The organism is Atlantibacter sp. MEI4A-1023, assembly GCF_056155425.1.
Window position 1 is genome coordinate 2,017,837 of sequence record NZ_CM149568.1, and the last position, 18,163, is coordinate 2,035,999.

Genomic DNA, 18,163 nt, shown 5'->3' on the forward strand with positions numbered 1-18,163 from the left:
AGGGTTAACCGATTCGCGGTTTAGCCAGGCGCAAAGCTTAGCTATCATTACCCGATGGCGTTGTATAAATCACTCTTCACCCCCCTGTTTTTCAGCCTCCTGGTTACCGGAGGCGCGCAGGCCGTTCAGGGCCGCGATACCCGACAAACCGCCAGGCCATTCGATAATAGCCAGGACACGCTGCCGGATCTCGGTATGACGCCCACGAGCAAAAGCAGCGAGAAGCATCTGGCGGAATTCGCCAAATCCTTCGGGGAGGCCAGCCAGACTGATAACGGGCTGGGCATCAGCGAGCAGGCGCGCGCCTACGCTTTCGATCAGTTTCGGGAAGCCGTCAGCGAACGGGTGGCGCGTGAGGCGCAGTCGCTGCTGTCGCCCTGGGGCCAGGCGGAGGTGGATTTGCAGGTCAACGATGCGGGAGAGTTCACCGGCACGCGCGGTTCGCTGTTTACGCCGCTAATCGACCGCGACGCCGGACTAACCTGGAGCCAGCTCGGCGTCAGCCAGCAGAGCGAAGGGCTGACCGGCAACGCCGGTCTCGGCCAGCGCTGGCGCACCGGCGACTGGTTGCTGGGCTATAACACGTTCTACGACACCCGCTTTGATGACCATTTGCAACGCGCCGGGGTCGGCGCGGAAGCCTGGGGCGAGAATTTGCGCTTTTCTGCCAATTATTACCAGCCGATCGGCAGTTGGCGCGACAGCAGCGCGGTGCAGGCTCAGCGTTTCGCTCAGGGCTACGATCTGACTGCCCAGGCGCGGTTGCCGTTTTACCGGCACATCAATACCCGCGTCAGTTTTGAGCGCTACTTCGGCGATCGGGTGGATCTGTTTGATAACGGCAATGGCTACCACGATCCGCTGGCGGTGAATGTGGGGGTGAGTTATACGCCGGTGCCGCTGGTGACGATTGACGCCCAGCACAAACAGGGTGAAAGCGGGGTGAGCCAGAATAACCTCGGCCTGAAGCTGAACTACCGCTTCGGCGTGCCGCTCAGTAAACAGCTTTCCGCCAGTGAAGTGGCAAACGCCACCTCGCTGCGCGGCAGCCGCTACGACGGGGTGGTGCGCAATAATCTGCCGGTAGTGGAATATCGCCAGCGTAAAACGTTGTCGGTGTTTCTGGCGACGCCGCCCTGGACCGTGAGCCCAGGCGAAACCGTGGCGTTAAAGCTCCAGGTGAATAGCGTTCATGGCATCAAACGGCTGACCTGGCAGGGCGATACCCAGGCGCTGAGCCTGACCGCGCCGCCTGATGAAAACAGCATCGACGGCTGGACGCTCATTATGCCCGCCTGGAACAGCCAGCCCGACGCCACCCACCGCTGGCAGTTGTCGGTCATCGTGGAGGACAACAAAGGGCAGCGGGTGACGTCGAATGTTATCGCGCTGCAACTCTCGCCGCCGGTGGAACTCAACGACGACAGCCGCACGTATCCGCTGCTGCCGGACGAATAATCAGAAAATACGTTCCTGATGCACCCATACCGCGGCTTCGACGCGGGATTTCAGCTTCATTTTCTTCAGCAGATGCTTCACGTGCACTTTGACCGTACTCTCGGTGATGTCGAGACGGCGGGCGATCATTTTATTCGGCAGTCCCTGGGCAATATGCTTGAGAATATCGCGCTCGCGCGGCGTCAGTTGAGTCACGTCGCGATCCGAGGTGGCGCGGTTGGCGCGCAGGCTGGCGGCCAGCACCGGGGTCAAGGCTTCGCTTAACACCATCTCGCCCGCAGCCGCCTGGTGCAGCGCTTTCAGCAGCTCTTCCGGCTCCATATCCTTCAGCAGATACCCATCCGCGCCGCGTTTCAGCGCAGTCACCACGTCTTCTTCATGGTTGGAGACGCTAAACACCACTACCCGGCCAGAGAGCGCTTTTTCGCGCAGGCGGTCGAGGGTTTCCAGGCCATTCATACCGGGCATATTGAGATCGAGCAGAATCAGATCGGGATCGAGAGACTCCGCCATTTCGATACCCTGCTCGCCGCTCCCGGCCTCGCCAACGACGGTAATGTCCGTCGCCATGCTGATCAGCTGTTTTACGCCGGTACGCAGCATGGGGTGATCGTCAATTAACAGAATCGTTGCCGGTTCCTGATTACTCATGGACTTCTCCTCGGGCAGATAATTGGGGCGTATCGGGGATAAAGGTCACCACCACTTCGGTGCCTCCGGTTTCCCGCCGCCGGACCTGACAGTCACCGCGCAGGCTTTGGGCGCGGTCACGCATAATAATTAAACCATAGTGGTTAGTACGTTCGGCGTGTTCCGGCACGCCGCAGCCGTTATCGGCAATGACCAGCCTGACCTGATTATCGTTCAGGGTCGCGGTAACGCTAATTTCGCTCGCGCCTGAATGCTTCAGCGCGTTGCTCAACGCTTCACGGGCGATTTGCACCAGGTGAATAGCCTGATGTGCCGGGACCAGGCGCGGCGGTAGATGATAGTTCAGCGCCACCGGGAAACCCAGCCGTGCGCTAAATTCCTGACAGCTGCCTTCCAGCGCCGGGCGCAGGCCCGGCTCGGTAAGCTGGAGCCGGAAAGTGGTCAGCAGTTCGCGCAATTGCCGCCAGGAGGTGTTCAGCTCATTGCGGATTTGCGCCAGAATCGACTGGCTCTGCTCCGGCAGGCTCTCGCCCTGCATCTGCAAACAGCTGACCTGCATTTTCATACATGACAACGACTGGGCGATGGAGTCGTGCAGTTCCCTGGCGATGGCGGCGCGCTCTTCCATCACGATAAGCTGCTGCTGGCGATCCTGCTGGCGCTCCAGCGCCAGCGACGAAGTGATTTGCTCCACCAGGGTGTCGATAAGGTGCTGCTGATCCTGATTCAATGCCGATTTTTCCGGGAGCCGCGCCAGCAACAGGCCGTAGCGGGTTAGCCCGTCGGCCAGCCGCCATTGCAGAGTCGCATCGCTAAGCTCGCCTTTGATCCGTTCGCGCGGGCACAGGGTGCAGCCTTTTTCATCACAGCGCGGGTCCGGCTGCCAGGCGAACTCCTGATAGTTGTCGTCATCGCCGGTCTCGTAAATCCGCAGTTCAATATCCCGCAGCGGGGTAAGCTGTTGCAGGCGCGCCAGCACGGGTGCCAGCCGTTCACACAGCGGCAGCGGGCTGTGCATCCGACGGCCCGCGTCCCATAAAAAGGTCAGGATCTGGTTCTTGTATTCCAGCCCGGCGGTTTTTTCTTTCACCCGCGCCTCCAGCCCGGCGTAACTTTCCGCCAGTTCGTCGCTCATGCTGTTTAACGCACGGCCCAGAGTCGCCATTTCATCGCGCCCATTGGCGGCCACGCGATGGGTAAAGTTGCGCTGGCCGATGGCGGTGGCCATCGCCATCAGTTGCCGCCACGGGCGCAGCAGCCGTTTGCGCAGCCAGATCACCGCCAGCAGCAGCAGCAGGGTAGTAAGGATTGCCATCGTCCAGTGCACCACAATCACCCGGCTGATGCGCTGTTCGGTGGTGTGGTCAAAGCCGCTGACCAGCGCGTCAATCTGGTTGACGAATTGCGCCACGGCGGGTTTTACCTCGTCGGTAGTGGCGGCCTCAAGCAGTGCGGGTTCAAGCTGGTCACGCCAGTAAGCGTGCAGGGCGTCAAGTTTTTGCACTTCGCCGTCGCGCTGCGCGATATGGCGCAGTTCCGGGTCCCAGGCGGTCTGTTCAATTTCGCGCATCAGCGCGTTGTCATCGCTTTTCAACGGCACCGCTGCCAGCAGACGATAGCTCTGCATGCGCAGCGAACCGGCCTTGTTGATGGCGTGCGCGCTGCCCTGGATACCCTGAATCAACCACGCCGATACCGCCATGCCCGCTAATCCCAACAGGGCAAGCATCAGTACCACCAGCGCAAGCTGGTTGGCGAGGGTAAGCGGGGCGCACAGGCGTTTTATCATGGCGTTCAGTTTCCTGACGGGTCGCACAAACAGGGGCATGGAAAGTAGGCCGTTATTCTCAAACATAGTATGGAGTATACCCATACCAACAAGGGGTTACTCCTTTATTGCCGGTGGGTAGAGCGTTGGGGGACCGGGTGGGCTAACCCTACGCACTGGAGTGAAAAACCACACTTTTTTTAGCCATCCTTGCTACTCACAAAGGATAACAGGCGATTTTTGCCCGTTAAACCGTCCGCTTATCCATTGATTTACATCAACTTACACGCACCGCGAACGCCTAAGGTGGCGACAGTTATTTCACGTTTCTGAGGTATCTATGAGCCAATCCTCCGTTCCGACTTCGTCATCAGGTCCGCTGATCACCGACTGGCGTCCTGAAGATGCCGCCTTCTGGCAACAGCAGGGGCAACACATTGCGCGTCGTAATCTGTGGATTTCCGTTCCCTGCCTGCTGCTGGCGTTTTGCGTCTGGATGATTTTCAGTGCCGTGGCGGTCAATCTGAACAAAGTGGGTTTTAATTTCTCGACCGATCAACTGTTTATGCTGACCGCGCTGCCGTCGGTGTCCGGCGCGCTGCTGCGCGTACCTTACGCCTTTATGGTGCCGCTGTTCGGCGGACGCCGCTGGACCGCGCTCAGCACCGGCATTTTGATTATCCCGTGCCTGTGGTTAGGGTTTGCGGTCCAGGACAGCGCCACGCCGTTCAGCACCTTTATCATTATTTCCCTGCTGTGCGGTTTCGCGGGCGCTAACTTCGCTTCCAGTATGGCGAACATCAGCTTCTTCTTTCCGAAGCAGAAGCAGGGCGGCGCGCTGGGCATTAACGGCGGTTTCGGCAACCTCGGCGTTAGCGTGATGCAACTGCTGGCACCCCTGGCGATTTCAATGTCGATTTTTGCCTTCTTTGGCGGTGGTGGCGTGGTTCAGCCGGACGGCTCGACGCTGTACCTGGAAAACGCCGCCTGGATTTGGGTGCCGCTGCTGGCGATTTTCACCGTTGCCGCCTGGTTCGGCATGAACGACCTGGCTGCCTCGAAAGCGTCGCTGCGCTCTCAGTTGCCGGTATTAAAGCGTGCGCATTTGTGGATCATGAGCTTCCTGTATCTGGCGACCTTCGGCTCGTTTATCGGGTTTTCTGCCGGATTCGCGATGCTGACCAAAACCCAGTTCCCGGACGTGAATATTCTGCACTTCGCTTTCTTCGGGCCGCTGATTGGCGCGCTGGCGCGTTCGGCGGGCGGGGCGCTGTCCGATAAGCTCGGCGGCATCCGGGTGACGCTGGTGAACTTTGTGCTGATGGCTATTTTCAGCGCCTTGCTGTTCACCACCTTGCCGACGGCGGGCCAGGGCGGCAGCTTTATCGCTTTCTTCGCTGTCTTCCTGATGCTGTTCTTAACCGCCGGTCTGGGCAGCGGATCGACTTTCCAGATGATTTCGGTGATTTTCCGCAAGCTGACCATGGACCGCGTGAAAGCGGCGGGAGGCAGCGAGGAGCAAGCGATGCGCGAATCGGCCACCGACACCGCGGCGGCGCTGGGCTTTATCTCGGCGATTGGCGCGATTGGCGGGTTCTTTATCCCGAAAGCGTTCGGCACCTCGCTGGAGCTGACCGGCTCCCCGGCGGACGCCATGAAAGTCTTCCTTGTTTTTTACATTGTTTGTGTGGTGGTGACGTGGCTGGTGTATGGCCGCAAATCCGTCTGAAAATAGCGATTTAACGGTTTGTGTTATCCTTTGCGCGGCTTAGTCCGCGCTTTTTTTTGCTTCACGGCGATGCCTTTCGGGCCCAGTCCAGTGCGTCCATCAGCAGCGTTTCATCGACAGTCAGCCCCGTTTGCCAGCCAAGCTGGTGATACGCCTCCCATTGTGCCTCATCAAAAAATTGATCCCCGGTAGTCTGTTGGGGAAACAGCGGGTTACGCCGGGCATAGCGCTCGCTATCGAGCGGCATCTCTTCCAGAAGGTGTGGTTTGATGACCATTAAAACACCAGGCGCACGATCCGGGTACGCAATGCGCGCCATTAACAGCGGCGCGGCGGCAGTTCCGGCGCGCAGTTGTGCCATTTCGCCAACGTCATTAAGCGGCAGGTAGTCATAAAAGGTGAGTCGGGTCTGGAAATCAATGCGCGCTTTACGCACCAGGTTTTCGATATCCGCAAACTGGAACGTGGGGTCCGCGCCGCAGTCGGCAACGACAATTACCGGCAACCGGCGTTTCAGTAGCGCATATACCGCAGTGTTCTCGAAGTGCCCGCCATCGGAGAGATACCATTTGGCATTGCCGAGGCCGGGAAAGCGGGCAAACATTTCGCCAAACAGATAACCCGCCGGGGCGAACAGGGCGCTGAAGAATGCCCAGCAGCCATTGCGATCCGGATTGTCGCGGGCGTTGCGGATTTCGCTGGCGGGGGTCACCAGATTTTTCGACCAGTAGCCTAACCGCCCGCCAAAAAAGAACAGCAAAAACGCCAGCCCCGGCGCGGTTCGCGATCCCATCCCGCTACTGGCCGCCGCCCCGGAAATTGCCAGCCAACGTGACAGCGTCGCGTGGGCGTTGTCAATTATCGGCTGCGCTTCGCCAGTGCCGGTTTCCACGCCTAACGTACTGACGGTTAACGCAATCCCTTTACGATCGGCATTGTAATTGCCGGTGCGATCATCCACCGTCTGGTTAATGCAGCAGGTAATGAGATGCAGCGGGCCACCGAACTGCGCCGGGTTGTAGTGGGCGAAACGGATGTCGTCGTCGGGCAGCGCGGCGGTGACTTTCTCAATCTGTTCTGCCTGTTCGCGGCTGTAAGGCTGTGCCGGATCGCAGGGGAAGCGCGGCCGTTTGCTTCCGGCAGCGGCGAAATTCGCTACCGACAGCCAGGCGCGTTCAATACGGGCGCGATAAAGATTGTGCAGGGAACTGAGGTTGAGAAAGCGGGTTAGATCGCGCCACGCCATCAACACCAACAGCGCAGCCAGCGCCTCGATGACAGGAAGATAATGGGCGCTGACGGCAGGCCAGAACGCCGACCAGCGGTTGGTAAAGTCAATCAACCCGGCGCAGCCAAAAATCAGTACCGCAAAGGCCACCAGGAAGCCCGCGATATTCACCCATGCCAGCGGGTTGGCGTTTTTACGGTTGCCGAAGGCGGCCAGCTTCGCGCCTAAACGCCGCAAAGGACGTATTTCCCCCATCAGTTTCAGCAGTGCCACCGTAGCGGGCAGGGCGACATAAATATCATCAATGTCGCGCTCCAGCGCATACCAGGTTGCGTATCCCAGCCGGTTAACCAGACCGATGAACAGTAGCCCGGCGGCCACCAGCAGGCAGACCGTCAGGGAACGGGTGAGGTACAACCGCAGGGCGGGCAGCCCCTTTTTGAGTATCAGGCCATCGGCTATTGCCGGGGCGAGGCAAAGCCCGGCCAGGCTCAGGGATAACCACCACGGCAGCGAGGTTTGCGTCAGGACGACCAGCAGAATAATCACGGTGATCACGGCGCTGGCGGCAAAATAGCGCCGTCGCGATTCAAAACACCAGTAGGCACAACATTGCCAGCCAGCAAACGCCAGCGGAACCGCCAGCGCAGTACCGAAACCATCCAGCCACGGGCCAAACAGCGTGCGTAATCCGATAGCCAGACTGCACACCAGCGTGGAGAGCAGGGTGATCAGCATAAAGGTGAACAGGAACGAGCGCAGAATTTGCGCCAAAGATTGTGTCAGGTCGCTTATCCCGGCGGGTGACAGGTAGCGACCGTTATTACGTAACCACCACAGCAGCAGGGTGGAATCACTGGCAAGCGCCTGCTCAACCTGCTTCGGCGTAGTGTCGCCATGAAACAGGCGGCCCAGCATCCCGCCGGTGTAACCGCCGCCCGACACGGTGGAGAGGAAATCAACGCGGCTGAGCAGGCGGTTTTTTGCCAGCGCCCGGATGATGCCGAGGCAGAAGGTGGCACTGCGGATCCCGCCGCCGGACAACGCCAGGCCAATTTCCGGCAGGTCTTTATCCACTCCCGCTTTGGCGCGCCGGTAGTTAATCCAGGTTCGCTCGGTTGAAGTCAGTTTAGCGCTGGTTTCAGGTTGGTCGGCAGACATGGGCGTACTCCCTCATAGTGAGTAATAACACCGCGTTACTATTACTGTAGCGAACCGCGGTTTGCGCGGCGTCACACTTTTTACTGAGCCTCACATGCAGCACTACACTTCTACCCCCAAATACCCCGTTATGCTGAATAACGGCGGATAAAATATACCCTTTTCTGAAAATATCTATTCAATACAGTTAGTTAAAAAATAAATTTCTCTGCCACTTTGGTGGTATTTCCCGTGTTTTGAAATTTTTCAAAGGGTTACGGGGTTGATCGGTATCAATTTCGCGCCAAAAGCGGGGAGTAACCTTGGCTCAAATTCTTGCAATGTCGATTTAGCAGAAGAGCCTACAGGCTCCTTACAGGAGAACCCCCGATGAGCAAATTTCTGGATCGGTTTCGCTACTTCAAACAGAAGGGCGATACCTTTGCCGATGGGCACGGACAGATTCTGGATACCAACCGGGACTGGGAAGACGGTTACCGTCAGCGCTGGCAGCACGACAAAATTGTGCGCTCTACCCACGGCGTAAACTGCACCGGCTCATGCAGCTGGAAGATTTACGTCAAAAACGGTCTGGTGACCTGGGAGACCCAGCAAACCGACTACCCGCGCACCCGTCCCGATATGCCGAATCATGAACCGCGCGGTTGCCCTCGCGGCGCGAGTTACTCCTGGTATCTGTACAGCGCAAACCGCCTGAAATACCCGATGATGCGTAAACGCCTGATGAAACTGTGGCGCGAAGCGAAAGCGCAGCACAGCGATCCGGTGGACGCCTGGGCGGCGATCATGTCCGACAGCGATAAAGCCAAAAGCTACAAGCAGGCGCGCGGTCGCGGCGGGTTCGTCCGTTCTTCCTGGCAGGAAGTGAATGAGCTGATTGCCGCGTCCAACGTCTGGACCGCCAAAACCTACGGCCCGGACCGTATCGCGGGCTTCTCGCCGATCCCGGCGATGTCGATGGTGTCTTATGCCTCGGGCGCACGCTATCTGTCGCTGATCGGCGGCACCTGCCTGAGCTTCTACGACTGGTACTGCGACCTGCCGCCTGCGTCACCGATGACATGGGGCGAGCAGACCGACGTGCCGGAATCCGCCGACTGGTATAACTCCAGCTACATTATTGCCTGGGGCTCTAACGTCCCGCAGACCCGTACCCCGGACGCCCACTTCTTTACCGAAGTACGTTACAAAGGTACCAAAACCGTGGCCGTCACCCCGGACTACGCGGAAATCGCCAAGCTGTGCGACCAGTGGTTAGCGCCGAAACAGGGTACCGACAGCGCGATGGCGCTGGCGATGGGTCACGTGATGCTGCGCGAATTCCATCTGGAACGCCCGAGCCAGTACTTCACCGACTACGTGCGTCGTTATACCGATATGCCGATGCTGGTGATGCTCGAAGAGCGTGATGGTTTCTATGCGGCGGGCCGTATGCTGCGCGCCTCCGACCTGGTGGGCGGTCTGGGCCAGGAAAACAACCCGGAATGGAAAACCGTCGCCGTCGATAACCAGAACGGGGAGATGATTGCCCCGAATGGCTCGATTGGCTACCGCTGGGGCGAGAAGGGCAAATGGAACCTTGAACAGCGCGACGGCACCACCGGCGAAGAGTCTGAACTGCGCCTGTCGCTGCTCGGCAGCCATGACGAGATCGCCGATGTCGGCTTCCCGTATTTTGGCGGCGCAGAGAGCGAACACTTCAACAGCGTGGCGCTGGATAATGTGCTGATGCATAAACTGCCGGTTAAACGTCTGCAACTGGCGGACGGCAGCAGCGCGCTGGTGACCACCGTTTATGATTTAACCCTCGCTAACTACGGTCTGGACCGTGGTCTGGGCGACGTGAACTGCGCCAGCAGCTATGACGACGTGAAAGCCTACAGCCCGGCCTGGGCGGAAGCGATTACCGGGGTATCCCGCAGCCACATTATCCGTATCGCCCGTGAGTTCGCCGATAACGCCGATAAGACCCACGGCCGCTCAATGATCATCGTCGGTGCCGGTCTGAACCACTGGTATCACATGGACATGAACTACCGTGGCCTGATCAATATGCTGATCTTCTGCGGTTGCGTAGGCCAGAGTGGCGGCGGCTGGGCGCACTATGTGGGCCAGGAAAAACTGCGTCCACAAACCGGCTGGCAGCCGCTGGCGTTTGGCCTTGACTGGCAGCGTCCGGCGCGTCATATGAACAGCACCTCGTTCTTCTACAACCACTCCAGCCAGTGGCGCTATGAAACCCTCGGCGCGGCAGATCTGCTGTCGCCGCTGGCGGATAAATCCCGCTACACCGGCCATCTGCTGGACTTCAACGTGCGCGCCGAGCGTATGGGCTGGCTGCCGTCCGCGCCGCAGTTGGGCACCAACCCGCTGCGCATTAAAGCCGCTGCCGATGCTGCAGGCATGAACCCGGTGGATTACACCGTGCAGGCGCTGAAATCCGGCGAAATTCATTTTGCGGCAGAGCAGCCGGAAAACGGCAAAAACCACCCGCGTAACCTGTTCGTCTGGCGCTCTAACCTGCTGGGTTCTTCCGGTAAAGGGCACGAGTACATGCTCAAGTATCTGCTGGGCACCGACCACGGTATTCAGGGCGCGGATCTGGGCCAGCAGGGCGGCGTGAAACCGGAAGAAGTGGAATGGCATGACAACGGCCTCGACGGCAAACTGGACCTGGTGGTGACGCTGGACTTCCGTCTGTCGAGCACCTGCCTGTACTCCGATATCGTGCTGCCAACCGCCACCTGGTACGAGAAAGACGACATGAATACCTCGGATATGCATCCGTTTATTCATCCGCTTTCCGCCGCCGTGGACCCGGCCTGGGAATCGAAAAGCGACTGGGAAATCTATAAAGCCATCGCGAAGACATTCTCCGAGCTGTGCGTCGGCCATCTGGGTAAAGAAACCGATGTGGTCACTCTGCCTATCCAGCACGACAGCGCCGCCGAACTGGCGCAGCCGCTGGACGTCAGGGACTGGAAAAAAGGCGAATGCGATCTGATCCCAGGCAAAACCGCGCCGCACATTATGGTGGTGGAACGCGACTACCCGGCAACGTATGAACGCTTTACCTCAATCGGCCCGCTGATGGAGAAAATCGGTAACGGCGGCAAGGGCATTTCCTGGAATACCCAGAGCGAAATGGACCTGCTGCGCAAGCTGAATTACACCAAAGCAGACGGCCCGGCTAAAGGCCAGCCGATGCTGAATACCGCTATTGACGCGGCGGAAATGATCCTCACCCTGGCCCCGGAAACCAACGGCCATGTGGCGGTGAAAGCCTGGGCGGCGCTCAGCGAATTCACCGGGCGCGATCATACCCATCTGGCGACCAATAAAGAGGAAGAGAAAATCCGCTTCCGCGATATTCAGGCCCAGCCACGCAAAATCATCTCCAGCCCCACCTGGTCTGGCCTGGAAGATGAGCACGTGTCGTATAACGCCGGTTACACCAACGTTCATGAACTGATCCCGTGGCGTACCCTGTCTGGCCGCCAGCAGCTGTATCAGGATCACCCGTGGATGCGTGATTTCGGTGAAAGCCTGCTGGTGTACCGTCCCCCGATCGACACCCGTTCGGTAAAGGCGGTGATGGGGCAGAAATCCAACGGCAACCCGGAGAAAGCGCTCAACTTCCTGACGCCGCACCAGAAGTGGGGTATCCACTCCACCTACAGCGACAACCTGCTGATGCTGACCCTGTCGCGCGGCGGCCCGATTGTCTGGATGAGCGAAATCGACGCCAAAGAGTTGGGTATCGCAGATAACGACTGGATTGAAGTGTTCAACGCCAACGGCGCGTTAACCGCCCGTGCGGTGGTGAGCCAGCGCGTCCCGGAAGGGATGACCATGATGTATCACGCCCAGGAGCGCATCGTGAACCTGCCGGGTTCCGAAGTGACCGGGCAGCGCGGCGGTATTCACAACTCCGTGACCCGCATCAGCCCGAAACCGACCCATATGATCGGCGGCTATGCGCAACTGGCTTACGGCTTTAACTACTACGGCACCGTGGGCTCTAACCGCGATGAGTTTGTGGTGGTGCGTAAGATGAAAAATATCGACTGGTTAGATGGCGAAGGGTGTGACCAGGTACAGGAGAGCGTTAAATGAAAATTCGTTCACAAGTCGGCATGGTGCTGAATCTCGACAAATGCATCGGTTGCCACACCTGCTCAGTGACCTGTAAAAACGTGTGGACCAGCCGTGAAGGTATGGAGTACGCCTGGTTCAACAACGTGGAAACCAAACCGGGCGTCGGCTTCCCGAATGACTGGGAAAACCAGGAAAAATGGAAGGGCGGCTGGATCCGTAAAATCAACGGCAAACTGCAACCGCGTATGGGCAACCGTGCGATGCTGCTGGGCAAAATCTTCGCCAACCCGCATCTGCCGGGCATCGACGATTACTACGAACCGTTTGATTTCGATTATCAGCATCTGCACACCGCTAAAGAAGGCAAGCATCAGCCGATCGCCCGTCCGCGTTCGCTGATCACTGGTCAGCGGATGAATAAAATCGAAACCGGTCCGAACTGGGAAGAGATCCTCGGCGGCGAGTTTGAAAAACGCGCCAAAGATAAGAACTTCGAAAACATGCAGAAGGCGATGTACGGCCAGTTCGAAAACACCTTCATGATGTATTTGCCGCGCCTGTGCGAACACTGTCTGAACCCGGCGTGCGTTGCCACCTGCCCGAGCGGCGCGATCTACAAGCGTGAAGAAGACGGTATCGTGCTGATCGACCAGGATAAGTGCCGTGGCTGGCGTATGTGCATCACCGGCTGCCCGTACAAAAAAATCTACTTCAACTGGAAGAGCGGCAAATCCGAGAAGTGCATCTTCTGCTATCCGCGCATCGAAGCCGGGATGCCGACGGTGTGTTCCGAAACCTGCGTGGGCCGTATCCGCTACCTCGGCGTACTGCTGTATGACGCGGACGCCATCGAGAACGCGGCCAGCACCGAGCACGAAACCGATCTGTACCAGCGTCAACTGGACGTGTTCCTTGACCCGAACGATCCGCAAGTGATCGCGCAGGCGCTGAAAGACGGGGTGCCACAGAGTGTGATCGACGCGGCGCAGCAGTCGCCGGTATGGAAAATGGCGATGGACTGGAAGCTGGCGCTGCCGCTGCACCCGGAATACCGCACCCTGCCGATGGTCTGGTACGTGCCGCCGTTATCGCCGATCCAGTCTGCCGCCGACGCGGGCGAGCTGCCGCACACCGGTATTCTGCCGGACGTGGAAAGCCTGCGTATCCCGGTTCAGTATCTGGCAAACATCCTGACTGCGGGCGACACCGGGCCGGTGCTGCGCGCCCTGAAACGGATGATGGCGATGCGCCATTACAAACGTGCTGAAACCGTTGACGGCGTTAACGATACCCGTGCGCTGGAAGAAGTAGGTTTAAGCGAAGCCCAGGCGCAGGAGATGTACCGTTATCTGGCAATTGCTAACTACGAAGACCGCTTTGTGATCCCGACCAGCCACCGCGAACTGGCGAGCAACGCCTTCCCGGAAAGCAAAGGCTGCGGCTTTAGCTTCGGCGACGGCTGCCACGGTTCAGACAGCAAAGCCAACCTGTTCAACAGCCGTCGTATCGATGCGGTGGATGTGACGGTGAAATCGGAGTCGCGCCCATGATGGAACTCAAACTTATCTCCCGGCTGCTGGAGTACCCGGATCATGCGCTGTGGGAGCATCAACGCGAGATGTTCGACGCCATGACCGAGCTTGAGCAGATCAGTAAAGAGGAGGCCCACGCGTTGGGCCTGTTCCTGCGCGATTTGCTGTCACAGGACCGTCTGGACGTGCAGTCGCGCTACAGCGAGTTGTTCGACCGGGGACGCGCGACCTCGCTGCTGCTGTTCGAACACGTGCACGGCGAATCGCGGGATCGCGGCCAGGCGATGGTGGATTTGATGGGCCAATATGAGCGCGCCGGGCTGTTTATTGACAGCCGCGAGCTGCCGGATCATCTGCCGCTGTATCTGGAATATCTGGCGCAGTTGCCCCATAGCGAAGCGGTAGGCGGGTTGCAGGATGTGGCGCCGATTCTGGCGCTGCTCAGCGCCCGTCTGAAACAGCGTGAAAGCCGTTACGCGGTGCTGTTCGATCTGCTGCTCAGCCTCGCCAACAGCCAGGTTGACGCCGAAAAAGTACAGCGCCAGTTAGCCGACGAAGTGCGCGACGATACGCCAGCGGCGCTGGACGCAGTATGGGAAGAAGAGCAGGTGAAATTCTTCGCCGATCAGGGCTGCGGCGATTCCGCCATCGCCTCCCATCAACGCCGGTTTGCGGGCGCGGTCGCCCCGCAGTATTTGAATATCACCACAGGAGGACAGCAATAATGCAGTTCCTGAATATGCTTCTCTTCGATATCTATCCGTATATTGCCGGCACCGTGTTTTTAGTGGGCAGTTGGCTGCGCTACGACTACGGCCAGTACAGCTGGCGTGCAGGCTCCAGCCAGATGCTGGATCGTAAGGGGATGAACCTGGCGTCTAACCTGTTCCACTTCGGCATCCTGGGTATTTTCGTCGGCCATTTCTTCGGGATGCTGACGCCGCACTGGATGTACGAATCGTTCCTGCCGATGGACGTGAAGCAGAAGATGGCGATGATCATGGGCGGCGCAAGCGGCGTGATGACGCTGGTGGGCGGCCTGTTGTTGCTGAAGCGCCGGCTGTTTAACCCGCGTATTCGCGCGACCTCTACCACGGCGGATATCCTGATCCTGTCACTGTTGATGCTGCAATGCGCGCTGGGCTTGTTAACCATTCCGTTCTCTGCGCAGCATATGGACGGCAGCGAAATGCTGAAGCTGGTTGGCTGGGCGCAGTCGGTAGTGACTTTCCACGGCGGCGCGTCTGCACATCTGGACGGCGTGGGCTTTGTGTTCCGTCTGCACCTGGTGCTGGGGATGACGTTGTTTGTGCTGTTCCCGTTCACCCGTCTGGTGCACATCTGGAGCGCGCCGGTGGAGTACCTGACGCGTAAATACCAGGTGGTCAGAGCGCGTCGCTAAGGGGTTTGCCATCAAACACCGCTTACCGGGGTAAGCGGTGTTATTTCGCCTCGTTAACCCCTTTCGCCCGCTTTTCTCCCCATCCCAGGTTGTTCCCCGCCGCCGCCAGCAGAATCAACACCCCGCCAGCCAGTTGCACCAGACTTAGCGAATGGTTAAACACCAGCTTATCCACCACTACCGCCACCAGCGGGTAGATAAACGACAGCGAACCAACGATCGGCGTTGGCAGTTTCTGGATCGCCGCGTACAGCAGTTGGTACATGATGCCGGTATGCACAATCCCCACGGTGAGCAGGATCCCCCACTGCATCGGTTGCAGGCCAAACGTGATGTGTACCAGCGGCAGCAGCATCAGCGTGCCAACCACCATCTGAACCAGGGCGATTTGCTGCGGTGAGACCTGGCGCAGCTGGCGGGTAATCAGCGCCGTCAGCGCGTAGAAAAATGCCGCGCCCAGCGCCATCACAACGCCCAGCAGTCCGTTGCCCTGATGCGATGCGCCCAGCTCGCTGGATAGCACCAGCACCACGCCGCCGAACGCGAGCGTCAGCCACGCCCATTTCACGCTGCTGACCCGTTCCCCGAGCAGCATACTCATCAACACCAGCATAAAGGGCTGGGTGTTGTAGATAACGGTGGAAAGGCCGATAGAAAGATGGCGGTAGGAAGCGAACAGCAGCAGCCAGTTAATCACCACTGCCATGCCGCCCGCCGCCATCAACAGCAGGGTGAGCCGGCTTAACCGCGCCAGCGGTTCGCGGCTGAGGCGGATAAATATATAGAGGGTGATGCCGCCGATCAGGCAGCGAGCGAATACCACTTCCATCACCGGTAATCCTGAAAGCAAAACGAACGCGCCGATAGAGCCGGATATCAGCATCGCCAGGCTCATCTGTCCGACGCCGGGTTGACTATTACGCATAGGGTATCTCCTCTGTGAGAGCGCTATTGTGTAAAAATTGTGGCGCAGGTTACAGAGCAGGGATAAGGTTGTTGTAGTGATTATCCTTTTATAATTAGGAATTGATGATGGATTACCTTATCGATGATATCGATCGTCAGATTCTGGCCTGCCTGGCAGAGGACGCGCGGCTGTCGTTAAAAGTGCTTAGCGGTAAAGTGGGGCTTTCCTCGCCCAGCACGGCTGAACGTTTAAAGCGACTGGAAGAGAAGGGTGTGCTCCAGGGCTACAACGCGCGGATAAATCTCGCCGCGCTGGGCTATTCGCTCCAGGCGCTGGTGCGGGTCAAGCCGCTGCCGGGGATGCTTCACAAGGTCGAGAAAATGATTCAGGCGATGCCGGAGTGCATTGAGTGTGACAAAGTCACCGGGGAGGATTGCTTTGTGATGCGGCTGGTGGTGCGCTCTATCGAACAGCTGGACGTGGTGTTGGATAGCCTGGCGGATTATGTGCAGAGTAATACGTCGATTGTGAAGAGTTCGCCGGTAAAGCGGCGGCTGCCGCCGCTACAATGAGTAGGGTTATTCAAATCAGGAGAACACACGATGTCTGACCGTCCAGCGATTGCACTTATCGGCCCGGGAGCTATTGGGACTACCATCGCCGCTGCACTTCACGAGGCTGGCCGTACGCCAGTGCTTTGCGGGCGTACCGCGCATCCGAGGCTTATTCTGCGCCACGATGAGGGAGAGGTGGTGGTACCTGGCCCGGTATTAAACGATCCGGCAACCCTCGGTGAACCGGTCGACCTGGTGTTCGTGGCGGTGAAAACCACCCAGATCGCTGACAGCGCCAACTGGCTAGCTGCGCTGTGCGATCGGAACACGGTGGTATGCGCGCTGCAAAACGGCGTTGAGCAACCAGCCCTGCTGGAACCTTATGTTAACGGTGCCACGGTGCTGCCTTCGGTGGTGTGGTTCCCGGCGCAGCGTGAGCCGGATGCCTCGGTATGGCTACGTGCAAAACCGCGCCTGACGCTGCCCGACGTCCCGGCGGCGAAACGGGTGGTTGATGCGCTCAACGGCACGCGCTGCGCGGTGGCGCTGTCAGGGGATTTTACCTCCATCGCCTGGCGCAAATTATTGCAAAACGCGGTGGCAGGGCTGATGGTGCTGGCAAATCGCCGTGCCGGAATGTTTTCACGCCTGGATATCACTGAACTGGCGCAGGCTTATTTGCGTGAGTGTCTGACCGTCGCCCGTGCGAAAGGCGCGGTTCTGGAGGATACGGTGGTGCAGGAGATCGTGGACGGTTTTCATCGTGCCCCTGCGGATTTAGGCACGTCTATTCTCGCCGACAGGCAGGCGAATCGTCCGCTAGAGTGGGACATCCGCAACGGCGTGATTCAGCGGTATGGGGCTGCGTTAGGAATTGCGACGCCCATTAGCGATGTGGTGGTTCCGCTACTGGCGGCAGGGAGTGAGGGGCCGGGTTAAAACCGTTGCCTGCGGCAACGCTTTCTCGCTGGCGCTCGAATCGAACCTTAGTCGAAGCTTCTCATCCTTCCCCGTCCGGTGAAGAAGGCAACTTTGCTGGTTTACGTGATTTCAGTAGCGTCTTTGAGATGGTGGTGGGGGAAGGATTACTCAGCGCTGCGCGCTTCGCCCTTCGGGTCGTTGCCTGCGGCAACGCTTTCTCGCTGGCGCTCGAATCGAACCTTAGTCGAAGCTTCTCATCCTTCCCCGTCCGGTGAAGAATGCAACTTTGCTGGTTTACGTGATTTCAGTGGCGTCTTTGAGATGGTGGTGGGGGAAGGATTACTCAGCGCTGCGCGCTTCGCCCTTCGGGTCGTTGCCTGCGGCAACGCTTTCTCGCTGGCGCTCGAATCGAACCTTAGTCGAAGCTTCTCATCCTTCCCCGTCCGGTGAAGAATGCAACTTTGCTGGTTTACGTGATTTCAGTGGCGTCTTTGAGATGGTGGTGGGGGAAGGATTCGAACCTTCGAAGTCGATGACGGCAGATTTACAGTCTGCTCCCTTTGGCCGCTCGGGAACCCCACCAGGGGTAATTCATATTGTTGAGGTACTGCCTGAGATGGTGGTGGGGGAAGGATTCGAACCTTCGAAGTCGATGACGGCAGATTTACAGTCTGCTCCCTTTGGCCGCTCGGGAACCCCACCACGGGGTAATGCTTTACTAATCGCTTCCTGACCGGGAAGCGGGGCGCATCAT

Annotated in this window: 12 protein-coding genes, 2 tRNA genes and 2 other RNA genes; 8 read left to right on the forward strand and 8 right to left on the reverse strand. The window is 58.7% G+C overall.

The window, feature by feature from the left end; genetic code table 11:
- Positions 1 to 54 precede the first annotated feature (54 nt).
- Positions 55 to 1,458: a YchO/YchP family invasin gene (locus ACVV26_RS09790; protein WP_474801257.1), complete on the forward strand. Its 1,404-nt coding sequence runs from the start codon at positions 55 to 57 to the stop codon at positions 1,456 to 1,458.
- Here the strand turns inward: ACVV26_RS09790 and narL are convergent, their stop codons facing one another.
- Positions 1,459 to 2,109, reverse strand: coding sequence for a two-component system response regulator NarL (gene narL / locus ACVV26_RS09795; protein WP_125295406.1), 651 nt, complete (start codon positions 2,107 to 2,109; stop codon positions 1,459 to 1,461).
- Positions 2,102 to 3,898, reverse strand: a complete 1,797-nt coding sequence (narX, locus tag ACVV26_RS09800) for a nitrate/nitrite two-component system sensor histidine kinase NarX (protein ID WP_474801259.1) — start codon at positions 3,896 to 3,898, stop codon at positions 2,102 to 2,104. The genes narL and narX overlap by 8 nt, the downstream gene beginning before the upstream one ends.
- A 319-nt stretch (positions 3,899 to 4,217) precedes the next feature.
- Between narX and ACVV26_RS09805 the strand changes: the two genes are divergently transcribed.
- Positions 4,218 to 5,606 (forward strand): NarK family nitrate/nitrite MFS transporter, encoded by a 1,389-nt coding sequence (locus ACVV26_RS09805; protein ID WP_474801260.1) that lies wholly within the window; start codon positions 4,218 to 4,220, stop codon positions 5,604 to 5,606.
- Positions 5,607 to 5,667: 61 nt separating this feature from the next.
- Here ACVV26_RS09805 and ACVV26_RS09810 read toward each other — a convergent pair whose 3' ends face one another.
- Positions 5,668 to 7,995 carry a patatin-like phospholipase family protein gene (locus ACVV26_RS09810; RefSeq protein ID WP_474801261.1) on the reverse strand — a complete coding sequence of 776 codons (2,328 nt, stop codon included), beginning with the start codon at positions 7,993 to 7,995 and terminating at the stop codon, positions 5,668 to 5,670.
- A gap of 369 nt (positions 7,996 to 8,364) precedes the next feature.
- Here ACVV26_RS09810 and ACVV26_RS09815 point away from each other — a divergent pair, with 369 nt between their 5' ends.
- The 4 genes from ACVV26_RS09815 to narI are packed head-to-tail and all read left to right on the forward strand — an operon-like array spanning position 8,365 to position 15,027.
- Positions 8,365 to 12,111, forward strand: coding sequence for a nitrate reductase subunit alpha (locus tag ACVV26_RS09815; RefSeq protein ID WP_474801262.1), 3,747 nt, complete (start codon positions 8,365 to 8,367; stop codon positions 12,109 to 12,111).
- A complete protein-coding gene (gene narH, locus ACVV26_RS09820) occupies positions 12,108 to 13,643 on the forward strand; it encodes a nitrate reductase subunit beta (protein ID WP_474801263.1) in 1,536 nt (511 codons plus the stop codon). Before ACVV26_RS09815 ends, narH begins: the two co-directional genes overlap by 4 nt.
- Positions 13,640 to 14,350 (forward strand): nitrate reductase molybdenum cofactor assembly chaperone, encoded by a 711-nt coding sequence (narJ, locus tag ACVV26_RS09825; RefSeq protein WP_474801264.1) that lies wholly within the window; start codon positions 13,640 to 13,642, stop codon positions 14,348 to 14,350. The genes narH and narJ overlap by 4 nt, the downstream gene beginning before the upstream one ends.
- The gene (narI, locus tag ACVV26_RS09830) at positions 14,350 to 15,027 is read left to right on the forward strand and encodes a respiratory nitrate reductase subunit gamma (RefSeq protein WP_312984617.1); all 678 of its coding nucleotides are present in this window, start codon (positions 14,350 to 14,352) and stop codon (positions 15,025 to 15,027) included. The genes narJ and narI overlap by 1 nt, the downstream gene beginning before the upstream one ends.
- Before the next feature lie 40 nt (positions 15,028 to 15,067).
- On the opposite strand, the gene ACVV26_RS09835 is transcribed toward narI, so the two are convergent.
- Positions 15,068 to 15,952, reverse strand: a complete 885-nt coding sequence (locus tag ACVV26_RS09835) for a DMT family transporter (RefSeq protein WP_474801265.1) — start codon at positions 15,950 to 15,952, stop codon at positions 15,068 to 15,070.
- A 107-nt stretch (positions 15,953 to 16,059) separates the two neighbouring features.
- Between ACVV26_RS09835 and ACVV26_RS09840 the strand changes: the two genes are divergently transcribed.
- Together ACVV26_RS09840 and ACVV26_RS09845 are read left to right on the forward strand one after the other, a co-directional pair.
- On the forward strand, positions 16,060 to 16,506 hold the full coding sequence (locus ACVV26_RS09840; protein ID WP_474801806.1) for an Lrp/AsnC family transcriptional regulator: 447 nt from the start codon (positions 16,060 to 16,062) through the stop codon (positions 16,504 to 16,506).
- Positions 16,507 to 16,536: 30 nt separating this feature from the next.
- Positions 16,537 to 17,427, forward strand: coding sequence for an oxidoreductase (locus ACVV26_RS09845; protein WP_474801266.1), 891 nt, complete (start codon positions 16,537 to 16,539; stop codon positions 17,425 to 17,427).
- Positions 17,428 to 17,556: 129 nt separating this feature from the next.
- Here the strand turns inward: ACVV26_RS09845 and ACVV26_RS09850 are convergent.
- The 4 genes from ACVV26_RS09850 to ACVV26_RS09865 form a co-directional block, all read right to left on the reverse strand.
- Positions 17,557 to 17,688, reverse strand: a non-coding RNA gene (locus ACVV26_RS09850) — RtT sRNA.
- Between the two features lie 43 nt (positions 17,689 to 17,731).
- Positions 17,732 to 17,863, reverse strand: a non-coding RNA gene (locus ACVV26_RS09855) — RtT sRNA.
- Between the two features lie 43 nt (positions 17,864 to 17,906).
- A tRNA-Tyr gene (locus ACVV26_RS09860) sits at positions 17,907 to 17,991 on the reverse strand.
- A 35-nt stretch (positions 17,992 to 18,026) separates the two neighbouring features.
- A tRNA-Tyr gene (locus ACVV26_RS09865) sits at positions 18,027 to 18,111 on the reverse strand.
- Between the last annotated feature and the right edge of the window lie 52 nt (positions 18,112 to 18,163).